Source organism: Nostoc sp. FACHB-888 (assembly GCF_014696655.1).
Lineage (GTDB): Bacteria > Cyanobacteriota > Cyanobacteriia > Cyanobacteriales > Nostocaceae > Nostoc.
Window position 1 is genome coordinate 1 of record NZ_JACJQM010000014.1, and the last position, 14915, is coordinate 14915.

Here is a 14915-nt window from a genome sequence, read left to right on the forward strand (position 1 = left end):
TTTGATTTATTTTGTTTATCATTCACTCAATTTCTACAATTATTTATGTCATTTTGAAATCTTTCTTAGTTTTTATTAGTAAATAAGATGCGTTCGCCCTGACTGGAAATCCCTGCGTTTTAGCTTCGTGGAAGTGGCAGATTTTAATGAAGTTCAGGTGCGATCGTTTGCCGAGCATTGGTTCAAGGCAGTCATACAGGATGAGTCAGCAGGACTAAAACGGTCACATGAGTTTCTAAATCAGCTTTTTCTAGAAACGAATATAGCAATTCGGGATTTAGCAATCACACCGATTTTGCTGAGTTTGACCTGTGCTGTATTTCACCAAACTGGCAAGTTTTACTCAAAGCGTTCCAAGCTTTATGAGGAAGGGTTAGAGCTACTACTAGAGCAGTGGGACAAGTCACGTGAGATTGAGCGAGATGAGATTTACCGAGATTTATCGCTGGAACGGAAGCTCGAATTACTTAGTTATCTGGCAGTGAAAAAGTTTGAGCAACCACAGTATGTGTTGTTTGAGCAGGAAGAAATTGAGGGTTACATTGCAGAGTTTTTGGGAATTGAGCGGCGAAATAGTCGAGCAGTGTTGAGGGCAATCGAGTCTCAGCATGGGTTATTGCTTGAGAGAAGTCAAAAAATTTGGTCGTTTTCACATCTAACGTTTCAAGAGTACCTAGCTGCAAAATATTTTTGCAAACAAAAGGATTGGAATAGCTTAAGCAAACAAATTACCAAAAAATATTGGCGTGAAGTTTTCTTGTTGATAATGGAAACATCGCCTAATGCAGATTTATTACTTAAGTTAATGATAAGAAACATTTGTTCAATTGTAACTTATGACGACAAAATACAGAAATTTTTGGAATGGTTAAACAATAAATCTACATCTGTGAAGGCATCATACAAATCAGCTGCTATTCGCTCTTTCTACTTTAGTCTTGAACTATGTTTTTACTTTAAGTTTGAAATTGATGGCGATCTTATGTACTGCCACCTATGTCATAGTCTTGATTCCAGGATTCCGCACTATCTTACGATTGATCTTGAAGCCGATCTAGTGCAACATCTCATGAATCTTGAGAAGCCTTTATTTTTTGATTTGCTTCTTGGTGTTGGCACAAATTATATTTTTGCCTATACCCTCGATAGTGAACTGGCTCCTGAACTCAGGGAGATATTACGAAATACATGCCTTCCCTCAAGATATAAAGCAACGTATGAAAGAAGAGCTAAAGGCATATATAACCCTGGCTACAAATTCCTTTGGGGTTCAACAAACAAAATTATACATATTGTAAACAAATATTGTAATATCTGTCATGATTGGGGATTTGATGTTGAGCAAAAAGAAAAACTTGAAAAATATTACAACGTTAACACGTTGTTAGTAGATTGTTTAAATTCTAGTTGTGTATCGAGTGATGATTTAAGAGAGGAAATTGAGGAAATATTATTATTACCGATCGCGGAACTCGAAAAACGCAAACGTGCAACATCCGAATAGAAGGATGTCTGACGACAAGGCGCTTTGCCTCTACGCTTACAATTTAGCTATGAGCATATTATCCTAAATCTTTCAGCACGTTTAATTATGACTGACGTGAACCCCGATCGCATAACTGGAACTATTACGATCACAGTGCTGCCTCAAGACAATGGACAGTATGTTTGTCAGATGTCACTGTCTCCAAGCGATTTTACCAAAGAGGATATACAGTGCTATGGTCAAACAAAGGAACACGCGATCGCCATCGCCTTAGAACAACTTGCCGATGAGTATCGCCGAATAGCGGAAGAACGACAAAATATAGATTGGGACACAGTAGAGCTATCAGACACTGGAGAACCAATTGCCAAACATTACCATGTAATTCTGCACTACGAACGCATTGCTGAGGAAGAATCGAAGTTTGAGGCAATGCACAATACAATCATGGGAAATACGGTGGTGGAGAATGCCAAGATTACCGTGATTGAGATTGATCCAGAGATACCAATTGATCCATTAACGCGATCGTGGGATTGATTAGGCTAGTAAAATCATCAAAATATAGCTCTTTCAAGTCTTTATACCAATTCTGTATGAAGATGCACATAATCAGTCCTCCCTTCACAAGGGGGGACGGCGTAGCCGGGGGGTAAATATATGCAGCTTCACAAAGAAACGGTATTAGTACTATTGCGATCGCTTCCTTAACTAAAGGTAACTGTTGTATTTCTGGACATAAACCAGCACGACTTAGCAACTCCTACTGTTGAGTACACAAATTCTACTGACAAAATCCATCATCTGTAGGTGAGAACAGCTAGTGGAGATGGTTGCTCCCAATGCAGAAGTTATATAGTTTAAACTTGAATTTTTACTTGGAGAATTAATTGCTGCTACCCCATATTTAAAAACTCCACTACCAAAAGAAAACATTGCAAAATCCCTTGGTATAGCTATAGATATAGTTTGCGATAGAAATATAGCTGGGTTTGCCCGTCTACTTGGACTACCAAAAAATACGGTATGGACGTAGAAAACTGGAAAAGCTTTACCCCAGATTGATGTCCTCCTCAGAATTTGCGGTTTTCTGGGAATCACCTTATTAGATTTCCTCGCATCAGAAAATATTGATACTTCTGTGAAGAGAATCACAAACCAATCTCAAAAGCGATCGCTTCATCCACCGTATCCAAAATCTCAGTAATACGCTGTTGTTCTGGTAAAACTGGTAATGGAATCAGAAAATTGACTACATCATCTCTAGTAATATTGGGATCTTTGCGTGTACTTAGTTCGCGCAACTTGACATCAGGAATCCGATTTTTACCGGCTTGACGATTAAAATCAATATGTTTTAATACACCTGTCAGTGCTTCGTTACTTTCCTCAAATGCCGTCAAAGCTTCATTTAGTGTAACCAGACCCAAAAGTTGCCAAGAACCCATAAGTTTGCCGCAGTACTTTTCAACCATAAAGTTGCCGTTGCGGCAAACTTATGCTTGAAGTCACATGAACAGCGACATTCAATTTGTAAATGTACATGGACGTAACTGGATTCGAACCAGTGACCTCTACGATGTCAACGTAGCGCTCTAACCAACTGAGCTATACGTCCTTAACTACACGATTTATCATCTTAGCATACATTTGTCTAATATGCACAAAATAAAAGGCGCAAATTAGGCAAACTCTGCAATTTGATTCTGAATCAATATATTCGTAAGAGTCCCTAGCCTCTGCCATTAAGCCTTCTTGGGGTACTAGACGACAAAATTAAATTAACGATTGAATGTTAATTAGCTTAGAACTGTACTGTAGTTAATAAGCGATCGCTCCTGAGCAATTTTTGGTCATATCCTTTTCCTTGATACCCTAGTGTATGATCGATAAGGTTATTCGGTTCTGGTGGGGAGCAGCTACCAGAGGTAACGGGGAAAGTTCGGTGCAAATCCGGCGCTGTCCCGCAACTGTAAACCAATTTGAGATGTAATCTAAAATCCCAAATAGAGTGAGTCAGGATGCCCGCCGAAATAGATTAATTAGTTCCACAAATCTGCGAGGTACAGATGACTACTATTGTAAATATTTCTCCAACTAGTCCCTTGGGTGTTGCTGACCATACTTTATTTGTTTGCAAAACTTGTGCTAGCGTTTGGCAAGATGGAAAACGCTTAGGTGAAAGTGGCGGTCAAAAACTTCTATCCCAACTTCAGCAGCTTGCACAAGATTGGGACTTACGAGATAAATTCCCAATTCAAGAAGTTGAATGCATGAGTGCTTGTAATCGTTCCTGTGTAGTCGCCTTTGCTGCCAAAGGCAAATTAACATATTTGTTTGGTGATTTAGCTGTTGATGGTAGTGCATCTGCGGTATTAGAATGTGCTAGTCAGTACTATGTCAAAGCAGATGGTTTATTGCCTTGGTCAGAGCGTCCAGAAGCCCTGAAAAAAGGCATTTTGGCAAAGATTCCACCTTTATCTCAATGATGCGCGTTTTGATACTGGGTGGAACGGGAGATGCCGCAGAATTAGCTGCCCAAGTAGCGAATATCCAAGGGTTAGAAGCAATCACATCTTTAGCTGGCCGCACCCGTGAACCATCAGCTCCGTTGGGTGATTTACGGGTTGGAGGCTTCGGTGGTGTGGCTGGATTGGCTAGTTATCTGCGAGTAATGCAAATCGACTTATTAATTGATGCAACCCATCCTTTCGCTACTCAGATTTCTTTCAATGCAGCAGATGCTGCAACCGAAGTGGGAGTACCCCATTTGATGTTAATACGCCCCCCTTGGGAAAAAGAAAGTGGCGATCGCTGGATTGAAGTTGACACTATTGAAACCGCAGCAGCATCTCTGGAAAACCAGGCACAGCGGGTATTTTTGACAGTTGGAAGGCAAGAACTCGCCGCCTTTGCTCACTGCGAGAAAATTTGGTTTCTGATGCGGATGATTGACCCTCCTACAGATGATGCTTTAGTGCCACCAGGAGTAATATTGTGCGATCGCGGGCCCTTTACCCTCAATAATGAAAGGCAAATCCTGATTCATAACAAGATTGATACCATCGTAAGTAAAAATAGCGGTGGCGATGCAACAAAGCCCAAGATTATTGCAGCGCGAGAACTGGGCGTAAACGTTGTTATGGTAAATCGTCCAGCCATACCGCCAGGTGAGCAAGTTACTGATGTTGATGGTGCTTTGGCATGGCTATTTGACAAGTTGCGCGACTAGTGGAAAAGGCAAAAGCCACCGCTCAGACTTTTAAAAGTGCTAAAATTTACCCTTGGGAACTGACCCTTCAATTCCCTCAACATACCAATCCATCGCCAGTTGTTCCTGATCATCCAAAACCTTACCCTTTGGTATTCGCACCACCCCTTTTTGGTCTTTCACCGGGCCATCAAAAGGATGTGCAGTACCCTGAATAAACTCATCCCGCTTCGCATTCACCAGTTGTTGCACATCCGCCGGAATTACCTGATTCATTGGGGAAATATCTACCATTCCTTGAGCAATGCCATCCCAAACCTCTTGGGACTTCCAAGTATTACTCATTACAGCCAAGGCTTTATCTGTATAGAATTTGCCCCATCTGTTAATAGCTGATGTCAGGTGGGCTTTTTGACCAAACTTACTCATATCAGTGTTGTAGCCAAAAGCATAAATGCCTTTTTCCTGTGCCAATTGGACAACAGCACCAGAACCGATATGCTGCGTCAGTACATCCGCACCTAAATTGACCAAAGCTTGAGCCGCTTCTCTTTCTTTAGCTGGATCGTACCAACTTTCTACCCAAAGTACTCTAACTTTTGCTTGGGGATTTGTTAACCTTACTCCTTGAGTAAATGCACTGATTCCCCGAATCACTTCTGGAATTGGGTATGCGCCAATAAAACCAATTACATTTGATTTTGTCATCTTGCCAGCAATCATACCGGTTAAGTAACGCGGTTCTTCAAAGCGCCCTAGATAAGTGCCAACATTGGCAGCACGTTTGTATCCTCTACAGTGTTCAAAGGCAACATCACCAAAGTCTTTGGCAACTTTAATTGTTGGGTTCATGTACCCAAAGGAAGTTGTAAAAATCAACTTGTTACCATCTAATGCGAGTTGGCGAATTACCCTTTCAGCTTCAACACCTTCGTTGACATTTTCCACAAAGGTAGTTTTTACCTTATCTTGAAGATTGGCTTCCATGTCTCTGCGACCTAAATCATGGGCATAAGTCCAGCCAAAATCGCCTACATAATCGGCATAAACAAATCCCACCTTTAGAGGTTCGTTTACCGCTACAGGCGACGCTGAGGGAGATACCTCACCCTGCAATTTGGAATTTTTGCCTTGAGAGCAACTATTTAAGGCAAAGCTAGATCCTGCTAAAGTGACATACTTTAGAAAATTCCGACGATCCATATTTTATTAATAGGTTTACCCATTAAAAAGATTTTTATGATTGCTGGTAATGGCAGACACGGTTTAGATTAGCTATTTACTTAATTTTAACTTTTTATTTCTGCCGTCAACTTACTTAATAAAGAAGTCAAATGATGGTAATATTATAGACAATCAAAACTCTTTTTCAGAAAGCAGATATTTAAAGCCAGTTTTTGATAAAAGTGCGATCGCAGGATAATTAAGAAAAGCCTGAAAACTTCTTATTTTAGATAATTCGCATCACGATGCATTTATACAGTGCGTAAGTACTAGGTATAATGCCATTCACGTTAAGTTGATACCTATGACAGATGTGCGCCCCTATCTTCGCAAAGCGTCCCGCAGGGATGGGATGCTTTTTACTGGAAGTCTCTTATTTCGAGAAAGTTTCCTTAGAGGTCGTTTGAAAAGTGTTTCGCTGTGATAGGCACTTTTAGATCCCCCCTAACTCACCTTTTTTAGAGGGGAACCGGAGTTAAAGTCCCCCTTTTTAAGGCGAGCCACTCTTATTGCATCTGGCGTGGATTTAGAGGTATCTAAAACCTTTTATACCGACAACAGGACTTTTCAAACAACCTCTTAGCGATTTGCTACCAATTTTTGAGCAATTTTTTGCTTAAATAGACGATAAAAAAACAATGGATTACCAATAATATAACGATCCCATAGACGAGTAGGTTCAGTAACTAGGCGTGTTAACCACTCGAAGCCATTATTCGTCAGCCACTCGGGGCCACGATATGTAGAGTTAGTATAAAAATCTAGACACGCGCCTAAAGGTAAAAATACACGAGCTTCAATTTTATTGAAGTTATCTAAAATCCACCTTTCTTGTAATGGCATACCAAAACCAATATATAAAATATCTGGTCGAAAATTATTAATTTTTTCTATTATTAAATCATTCTCTTTTCCTGATTTATCAAAGTAACCATGATGTCCGCCTATCCGAAGGTTAGGTGCAATTGATACTAACTTTGTAATTGCTTCATCGACTACCCCGGGTTTTCCAGCTAATAAAAATAATGAGATATTTTCTTTTTCACATTTCAATGCTAAATCTTCTATATAATCTGGTGCTGTCATGCGATGTGCAGAATCCAGAGAATAACCACTTAAGTTAGCCGCTAACAATACACCAAATCCATCGCAAAATACTAAATCTGCGTTATTTAAAAAGTCTCGATACCAAGGCTTTTCATAAGCAAAATTCATTGCTCTAATATTTACATTTTCTACAATTGTCTTTTTGGGGGTTTTGACTGATTCTACTAAATAATCGATTAGTTCTTGTACTTTAACTTTATGGAATCTTGTATCAAACAACTTGATTTCAGGGAAAGTTTTTGTATCCATTGTTATTTCCTTTTTGTTTACTTTAGACAAACTTATGGGCAATCAATTATCTTCAGAATATGGCTTTCAACCTACGACTGATGCATAAATGTATTTTAAGGATGCAAGATAATTGTTGATATCTAAGTGTTTAACACTAACCCGTGCATTATTTCCTAGAGATATTCTCAAATTTTTATCTGCAATTAAAGATTGCATTGCCTCTGACAACTGTTGAATATTACCCGGATTAAGTAATAAACCATTCTGGTTTTGAGTAACTACTTCGGGTATCCCTCCTACTTTAGTAGTTATGACAGCTAAACCCCAACTCATTGCTTCTAGTAGCGCCATCGGCAAACCTTCGTTGTAAGAAGGTAAAACAAATACATCAGCTTTACCTAAAAGCTCGTCGCGTTTTTCTTTGTCTACCCAATCAAGGATAGTGATGTGGTCAACAAGATTTAGAGTTTGAATCAAACTACGAGCTTTTTCTACATCTCCATCCCCTGCCATAGTCAACTTTGCTTTACTTTTCTCTTCGGCAGGTATAGAAGCGAATGCGTTAATTAAATCAAATGCACCTTTGCGCTGACCAATGCGCCCTAAAAATAAGAAAAATACCTCGTTGGAATCTACATACTGTGGAATTTGGGCGGGAATTCTTACCGCGTTAGGTAGAACAATAACTTGCTCTGGCTTCAAACCAAGATTTTCGATATAAAATTTTTTCCAGCTATCTGATAAAACAATAAAACGGGTACATTTACTAAAAGACCAACTGAGCCATTTCTGAAGCAATTGGGGAAGCTCAGAGTAAAACAAATGAAAGTCAGCACTATGAGCATGAATAATTAGCGGTTTTTTAAATAGCCAACAAATAAGACTAGTGATTGAGTGACGAAAAGCGCTACCTCTCTCTGAAACATGAACGTGAATTAGGTCGGCTTTATTATTTAATAAGTTCCAAAATAACTCCCCTATTGCCTGCACAAACACTAATACTTTTTGGGGAGCAGAGCCATTGGGTAAAGTAGTTATATGTGTAAATTTAATATCAGAAGTAGCTTCAGTGGCTTCTTCAAGGATGAGCTTTTGCACGGAAACTATTCCACCTTGCCGCTCCAAGCTTTCGCCTAACATAGTAATCTTTATAGGACTCATAACAAAAGAGCTTATTTAGGGTAGATAAATTCATCAAATATTTATGTACAGCACATTCTACTTAAACTATGATTAAGTTATGTATTTGTCAATGATAGTCATTAAGAGCTTTAGTGTAATAAAGATTACCATGTCGCAAAGGCCGGGCTAAACGTTGTTTACCCGTGGCGTGTACTTTATTCTTAAAACTGATTGAATTATCTGTTGACAGGGCGGAAAACTAATGAACTTATTTGAGCTTTTAGCAGGGGAAGACAATCATCCTGCCCTAGTTACGCCGTCTGAGCGATCGCTAACCTATAAGCAATTGCGCGAGAATATTGTTGGACTGGTATCGCAACTCAACAGCTTTGGATTAAAACGAGGCGAACGCATTGCCATTGCCATGACTAACGGTTCACCAATGGCTATTACCTTTTTGGCTGCCGCCCTGTGTGGCACTGCTGCACCCTTAAATCCCAAATACAAACAAGAAGAATTTACCTTCTACTACGAAGATATCCAAGCAAAAGCACTGATTACGCTATCTGAGTCGCCAAAAGCAGCTATTGCCGCCGTCACACCCGACATGATGCTGATTAATGCCAAGGTAAATACTGACGGTACACTGAGTTTTGAATTAGTCAAAGAGAAACTTCCCGCTTGCTCCCAGCTAAAATCTCCCTTGCCTCAGTCTGATGATCTGGCGATGATTCTCCACACTAGCGGCACCACCAGCCGTCCCAAACGTGTGCCGATTCGTCATCGTAACTTAATCGCCTCAGCTAACAACATCATTGGTGCTTACTCACTCACAGCAGATGACACTACACTTTGCCTAATGCCCCTGTTCCACATTCACGGTTTGGTGGGATGTTTGCTGTCAACTCTCGCATCAGGCGGCACATTAATTTGTCCCAATGGTTTTAATGCCCTGGAGTTTTGGAAATTGGTAGATATCTACAAACCTACCTGGTACTCCGCAGCGCCAACCATGCACCAGACAATTTTAGCCCGCGCTAGCCGCAACACAGAAATTGTCAAAGCCAACCGTTTTCGTTTTATTCGCTCTAGTAGCGCTCCCTTGCCACCGATTATTATTGAACAACTAGAGGCAACTCTTAATGCTCCCGTCGTGGAATCTTACAGTATGACTGAAGCATCTCACTTAATGACCACCAACCCCCTACCGCCAAAAGTGCGGAAACCGGGTACTGTCGGTTATGGCTTCGGTGTGGAAGTCGGCATTATGGACTCTGAAGGCAATTTATTATCTCAGCGAAGCTTGGGCGAGGTGGTGGTAAAAGCACCCAATGTTATAGATGGCTACGAAAACAACCCGGAAGCTAACGCCACAGCTTTTGTAAACGGTTGGTTCCGCACAGGGGATCAGGGTACATTGGATGCAGACGGCTACCTCCGCTTGACTGGACGCATTAAAGAATTGATTAATCGGGGTGGGGAAAAAATTTCTCCTTTAGAAGTGGATGATGTTTTGCTGCGCCATCCCGCCGTCGCTGAAGCTTTAGCTTTTGCTGTCCCCCACAAATCTTTAGGAGAAGATATCCATGCTGCTGTTGTCCTCAAAGCAGAAGCTGGTGAAAAAGAACTTTTAACTCACTGTTCAACCATGCTGGCAGACTTCAAAGTTCCTAAACAAATTCACATTTTGGAGCAACTACCTCGTGGTGCTACTGGGAAACTGCAACGGTTAGCTATGGCGAAATTGCTTAACATAAGCTAAATCAGCGATACACTAAGGAAAATTCCTTGAGGAAGCTTTGATGGCACGGTCAAACGGGGTTAAAACTGAAATGTCTGCACAGGAATTACCTACAATTTCAGATGAAGATACAGAGACAATTGAAGATTCGCCGGAAGTAGTAGAGGATATCCAGGATATTGACGACATCTTGAACTCACTCAAAACCTTACTGAGTAGCCTAGAAAAGCTCCAAAAAGTCCGGCAAGAAGTGGGCGATATCAAACCGTTAATCGGGCGGATGCTTGATGGTGAACTGGTTGCTGGTGAAGAACTTGAGCAACTTAAGACAGGTGTGAGCAGTCTTTCTCGCCTTGTTCGGGCTTATAATGACCATCAAATAGCGTTAGCTAAAGCGCAATCTGCGAGAAACTTGCTAGATCAAGTCCTTAAAGAGCGTAAAGCTAATTGAAACAAGAAGCGATCGCATTTTTTGAAAGATGCGATCGTTGTAAATTAAAGGTGTAACTCAAACTAGCGGCCATCCCGATGAAGCCTTTACAAGACTGCACCACTGTTATCGGTTGTCACGCTTGGGGACAAACGCCAGATGAGGCCCGCCCATGCTGAACTTGTCTATGTTTTTGAAATGATTCAGGAAGAATAGGAAGAACAAGGACTTTCTCTACCCGAAGACGTTGAACTAGTTAATAACCTAAAATAGGTTATGATGACGAAAGTCTAGTATTAGTTGCAAGGTAGGTATAGTAATGAAGACTAATAGAGAGAATCTACCCTTAGATCAGATTCTCTTAGAGGATAGCTTACAACTGCTTAGTAATCTGCCAGATGAATGTGTTGACTTAGTTGTATCCTCTCCACCTTATAATCTAGGCAAAGAATACGAATCAAGGCAGGCTCTTGAGATTTATTTGGCAGAACAAACAGCTGTTCTACTTGAATGTAGCCGGATTCTTAAAAATACAGGTTCGCTATTTTGGCAAGTTGGTGCTTTTTCTGACCGAGGAATGCTGATTCCTCTGGATATTCGCTTTTTTCCGATTTTAGAGTCATGCAGATTAATTCCTCGCAACCGAATTATATGGGCTAGGCAACATGGTCTTCATGCCCAGAAAAAGTTTTCTTGTAGACATGAAACTATTCTTTGGTTTACTAAATCTGATAATTATAAATTTAATCTAGATGCTATTAGAGTTCCGCAAAAGTATCAAAATAAGAAACATTATCGAGGAAATCGGAAGGGGGAACTTTCATGCAATCCAGAAGGTAAAAATCCTGGTGATATTTGGCTATTTCGGAATGTTAAACATAATCATGAAGAACAAACTATACATCCCTGCCAATTTCCAGAAGACTTGATAGCTAGAATTATATTAGCTACAACCAACAAAAATGATATTGTTTTAGACCCATTTATTGGATCTGGTACTGCGGCAGTGGTTGCAAGAGATCATGAACGCCATTTTATCGGTTCAGAAATTGAACCAAAATATCATCAAGTAGCGTTGCGCCGTCTTAGTGGCAATCCAGATAAAAATGGTTGTTTTCCCAATTTAAAAACATTGCGCGACTATGTTGAAAAAACTGGTCAATCTATTGATAAATTTAAGTTTGACGTGCAAGTAGGAAATAAAGCTTCAGAACGCAGTAAAGCAAAAATTTATCCAGAAGAGTATCACTTGCAAGAAATGGAAGATAGATTAATCTATGAAGAATCTGCTTTTGCAGCTAATTTAAGAGGTGAAGAGATTCCAGTAGATCCAAATCTTAATGGCAATGGTAAAAAGACCTCTTTGCAAAATCCAATAGTAAAAAAAATAGAAGAAGTAGAACAAACTGAATTGAGATTATGGAGTTAATAGAGAAATTCTTACAATAAGCGAAGCAGAGAACGACTACGGGCTGAACGTCCAGCAATTATTTCGCATTGGCGACTAACTCTAGTATTCACAGTTCTAGAATATCTTTTAAATAAATACTCAGTCCAGATTATGGGCACTATTGTATTTTGTTGTTCAAATAATCCAATAAGTCTGATTGGTACATCAAAAACTTGGTTTTTAGCCAACGCTGTTAACTGATTAACAGCTTGCTCATAATAAAGAGTGCTATTAGAAGCAGGAAACATCAGAGCCTTTGTCACTATAATTACCAAATTAGTCGGGTATCCAACAAATTCAGTTTTAGCTTTGAAGAACAATTCTGAGCGTAAAGTGTTATTGAGTAGAAAGGGATAGTTAGAAAATTGAATTTCAATAATGATACCAGCTTTTGCAAAATCAACATCTGTACCTAAAAATCTATAAGGTGCTGGAATAGGTATATTTGATTGCCAACTATCATGAAGAAAGGCTGCTTTAATGTATTCGTTTGTACCTACTGGATCAAATATTGCATTACCCTGAATTCCAGCTTGATCTGAAGCCTTGATGTGCAAAGGCATTCTAGTGAGAATAGTACTAATCTCATGCCATTCCTTCTGGTATTGGGTATTAATGATTGTATCTGCTGCGTTAAAGTCAACATATTGAATAATGATTATTATGCCTCCTTTTGGTCTTTCAACAGTTCTTCGATAAAAGCAAGAGGATCTATTTCAAGAACCTGGACAACTTGTAAAAATTCAATTACGTCAAGACGACGCTCTCCACGTTCATACTTTGATACATAGGATTGCGGAAGCTCTAGCTTTGCTGACAACTCTGCTTGAGTGAGCTTGGCAGCTTTGCGGGCTTCGATAAGTAGCTGGCAAAACCGATTGTACTCTTCGCTGAAAACTGATTTAGGCACTTTCGCTTGCCTTTTTCTGGCGATGATTTATTCGATCTCAATGAGAGTTAGTACATATTCCTAAACTCTGTTAAATTCTAAAACCTAATATGGGATAAACCCAAAATAGGTTTTTAAGCATATCTAAATCTGTGCTTTTATTTGAAGGATATTAAATTTTGCAAGATATCTACTTATGATAATGAACGTAGCACCCGCTATTGTAATACTAGGTCAAAATAGCGTGACAGTAGCACGCAAAATCATCAGCATCCTACCAGGGGCGACACTATACGGTCTAGCCGATCGCACATCTGGAGTTGATGTCAGCTTTACTAACTTTGGCGAGACGTTGCGCGAGTTATTTGCCCAAGGAACGCCGCTAATTGGCATTTGTGCCGCCGGCATTTTAATTAGGACGCTAGCTCCCGTACTCTCGGATAAACAACAGGAACCACCAGTGCTAGCTGTGGCTGAAGATGGTAGTGCTGTTGTCCCCCTCTTGGGCGGACTTGGTGGGGTAAACGATTTGGCCCGTCGCATTGCCGAAGCGCTTGATGTCAAGGCTGCAATTACGACCACAGGCGATTTACGTTTAGGCACAACGCTGTTGTCTCCTCCCCCCGGATACCATTTAGCAAACCCAGAGGATGCTAAGAAATTTATCTCAGATTTGCTAGCCGGGGCAAAAGTCAAATTAGAAGGCACAGCACCTTGGTTGAGCCATAGTAAACTGCCCATAGATCCACAGGGAGATTTGACCATTCAAGTTACGGAACGTTTGGTGACTCCTACAGCCAACTGTCTTGTCTACCACCCAGCAACGATCGCGATCGCAATTAATGACACCATTGATGATGCAGTCACTTTAGTACAGCAGCTACTAGTTGATGTCAAACTAGAAAAAGCATCAGTCGCCGGGATATTTGCACCCATCACCGCCGCAGGTGATCCCGCAATCCACGCCGTAGCTAGCGCCTTAGGAGTGCCTGCCCGCTTTTTTACCCCAAATCAGCTAGAAAGTCTGTTATCACAAGGTTATAGCCCCGCCCAAGCAGTAGCGATCGCTGCCACAGGCACATCCCCCTTATCTGTCTCATCTCCCCAGATAGCGATCGCCATTGCCCCTCAACCAATTGACCCCAACATCATCGGTCAACCACGCGGACGGTTAGCGATTATTGGCACGGGCCCTGGTGGATTGCAATGGATGTCTCCAGAAGTGAGGGAGATACTCAAGTCGGCAACTGACCTAGTGGGTTATAAAACTTATTTAGATTTAGTTGGTTCTCTGGCTAATGGCAAGCAACGGCATGAGTCCGACAACCGCGAAGAAGAAGCACGGGCAAAAATGGCCCTTGATTTGGCGGCAACTGGGCGATATGTAGCTGTAGTTTCATCTGGTGATCCCGGTATCTATGCAATGGCAACAGCAGTTTTTGAAGTGTGCGATCGCTATGCTAAACCCGAATGGGACACCATCGATATTCATGTAGCCCCAGGCATCTCAGCTATGCAGGCAGCAGCAGCAGCCATTGGTGCGCCCCTTGGGCATGACTTCTGTGTTATTTCCCTATCTGACATCTTGAAACCTTGGTCTGCGATCGAGCAACGAATTGCTGCTGCTGCCGAGGCTGATTTCGTCATTGCTTTCTACAATCCTGTTTCCAAAGAGCGTACCTGGCAACTGGCAGAAGCGAGAAATATTTTGCTGCGACATAGAAGACCGGATACACCAGTAGTGCTGGCGCAAAATCTCGGTAGACCAGGACAAACAGTGAAAGCGATCGCACTTGACCAGTTAACACCAGCAAGCGCTGATATGCGGACAATTATTCTCGTTGGTTCCACAAAAACCCGAACCATCAAGCGCAACGATGATAATATCTGGGTTTATACGCCGCGTCGCTATACCGAACCGCAGGTATGATAAGCGCTGAAGAGAGCAGAGGGAAATCCGGGCTTAACTGAACCGTATGGGGAACTATGGTGAAAAGTTTTTCCACCTTCTTGGGTATTTCCTT

At 41.0% G+C, this 14915-nt stretch carries 14 protein-coding genes, 1 tRNA gene and 1 riboswitch; of the genes, 8 read left to right on the forward strand and 7 right to left on the reverse strand.

The genetic code is table 11. From position 1 onward, the window contains the following. Positions 1-133 precede the first annotated feature (133 nt). Positions 134-1504: a hypothetical protein gene (locus H6G26_RS11225; RefSeq protein WP_190729330.1), complete on the forward strand. Its 1371-nt coding sequence runs from the start codon at positions 134-136 to the stop codon at positions 1502-1504. Positions 1505-1591: 87 nt separating this feature from the next. Continuing rightward, a complete protein-coding gene (locus tag H6G26_RS11230; protein WP_190729331.1) occupies positions 1592-2026 on the forward strand; it encodes a hypothetical protein in 435 nt (144 codons plus the stop codon). A gap of 611 nt (positions 2027-2637) precedes the next feature. Here the strand turns inward: H6G26_RS11230 and H6G26_RS11235 are convergent. Then, positions 2638-2961, reverse strand: coding sequence for a restriction endonuclease subunit S (locus H6G26_RS11235; protein ID WP_190729332.1), 324 nt, complete (start codon positions 2959-2961; stop codon positions 2638-2640). 69 nt (positions 2962-3030) lie between these two features. Beyond that, a tRNA-Val gene (locus H6G26_RS11240) sits at positions 3031-3104 on the reverse strand. Positions 3105-3369: 265 nt separating this feature from the next. Further along, positions 3370-3534: riboswitch (cobalamin riboswitch) on the forward strand. A 21-nt stretch (positions 3535-3555) separates the two neighbouring features. Between H6G26_RS11240 and H6G26_RS11245 the strand changes: the two genes are divergently transcribed. Next, a complete protein-coding gene (locus H6G26_RS11245; RefSeq protein WP_190729333.1) occupies positions 3556-3975 on the forward strand; it encodes a DUF1636 family protein in 420 nt (139 codons plus the stop codon). Continuing rightward, the gene (locus tag H6G26_RS11250; protein ID WP_190729430.1) at positions 3975-4718 is read left to right on the forward strand and encodes a cobalt-precorrin-6A reductase; all 744 of its coding nucleotides are present in this window, start codon (positions 3975-3977) and stop codon (positions 4716-4718) included. Before H6G26_RS11245 ends, H6G26_RS11250 begins: the two co-directional genes overlap by 1 nt. A 39-nt stretch (positions 4719-4757) precedes the next feature. Here the strand turns inward: H6G26_RS11250 and H6G26_RS11255 are convergent, their stop codons facing one another. From H6G26_RS11255 to H6G26_RS11265, 3 genes are all read right to left on the reverse strand, one after another. Beyond that, a complete protein-coding gene (locus tag H6G26_RS11255; protein ID WP_190729334.1) occupies positions 4758-5900 on the reverse strand; it encodes a BMP family ABC transporter substrate-binding protein in 1143 nt (380 codons plus the stop codon). Between the two features lie 600 nt (positions 5901-6500). Beyond that, entirely contained in the window at positions 6501-7277 is a 777-nt protein-coding gene (locus tag H6G26_RS11260; protein WP_190729335.1) for a WecB/TagA/CpsF family glycosyltransferase, read from the reverse strand. A gap of 66 nt (positions 7278-7343) precedes the next feature. Beyond that, complete coding sequence (locus H6G26_RS11265; RefSeq protein WP_190729336.1) at positions 7344-8420, reverse strand: glycosyltransferase family 4 protein; 1077 nt, start codon at positions 8418-8420, stop codon at positions 7344-7346. Positions 8421-8643: 223 nt separating this feature from the next. Here H6G26_RS11265 and H6G26_RS11270 point away from each other — a divergent pair, with 223 nt between their 5' ends. From H6G26_RS11270 to H6G26_RS11280, 3 genes are all read left to right on the forward strand, one after another. Continuing rightward, a complete protein-coding gene (locus tag H6G26_RS11270; RefSeq protein ID WP_190729337.1) occupies positions 8644-10143 on the forward strand; it encodes an acyl--CoA ligase in 1500 nt (499 codons plus the stop codon). A 40-nt stretch (positions 10144-10183) separates the two neighbouring features. After that, positions 10184-10573, forward strand: a complete 390-nt coding sequence (locus H6G26_RS11275; protein ID WP_190729338.1) for a hypothetical protein — start codon at positions 10184-10186, stop codon at positions 10571-10573. Positions 10574-10871: 298 nt separating this feature from the next. Next, on the forward strand, positions 10872-11981 hold the full coding sequence (locus H6G26_RS11280) for a site-specific DNA-methyltransferase (RefSeq protein WP_190729339.1): 1110 nt from the start codon (positions 10872-10874) through the stop codon (positions 11979-11981). Positions 11982-11992: 11 nt separating this feature from the next. Here the strand turns inward: H6G26_RS11280 and H6G26_RS11285 are convergent, their stop codons facing one another. Both H6G26_RS11285 and H6G26_RS42495 read right to left on the reverse strand, forming a co-directional pair. Then, the gene (locus tag H6G26_RS11285; RefSeq protein WP_347242456.1) at positions 11993-12667 is read right to left on the reverse strand and encodes a BglII/BstYI family type II restriction endonuclease; all 675 of its coding nucleotides are present in this window, start codon (positions 12665-12667) and stop codon (positions 11993-11995) included. Next, a complete protein-coding gene (locus H6G26_RS42495; protein ID WP_190729340.1) occupies positions 12664-12912 on the reverse strand; it encodes a helix-turn-helix domain-containing protein in 249 nt (82 codons plus the stop codon). Before H6G26_RS42495 ends, H6G26_RS11285 begins: the two co-directional genes overlap by 4 nt. A gap of 175 nt (positions 12913-13087) precedes the next feature. On the opposite strand from H6G26_RS42495, the gene cobJ reads away from it, so the two are divergent. Beyond that, entirely contained in the window at positions 13088-14821 is a 1734-nt protein-coding gene (gene cobJ / locus H6G26_RS11295; protein WP_190729341.1) for a precorrin-3B C(17)-methyltransferase, read from the forward strand. Positions 14822-14915 lie beyond the last annotated feature (94 nt).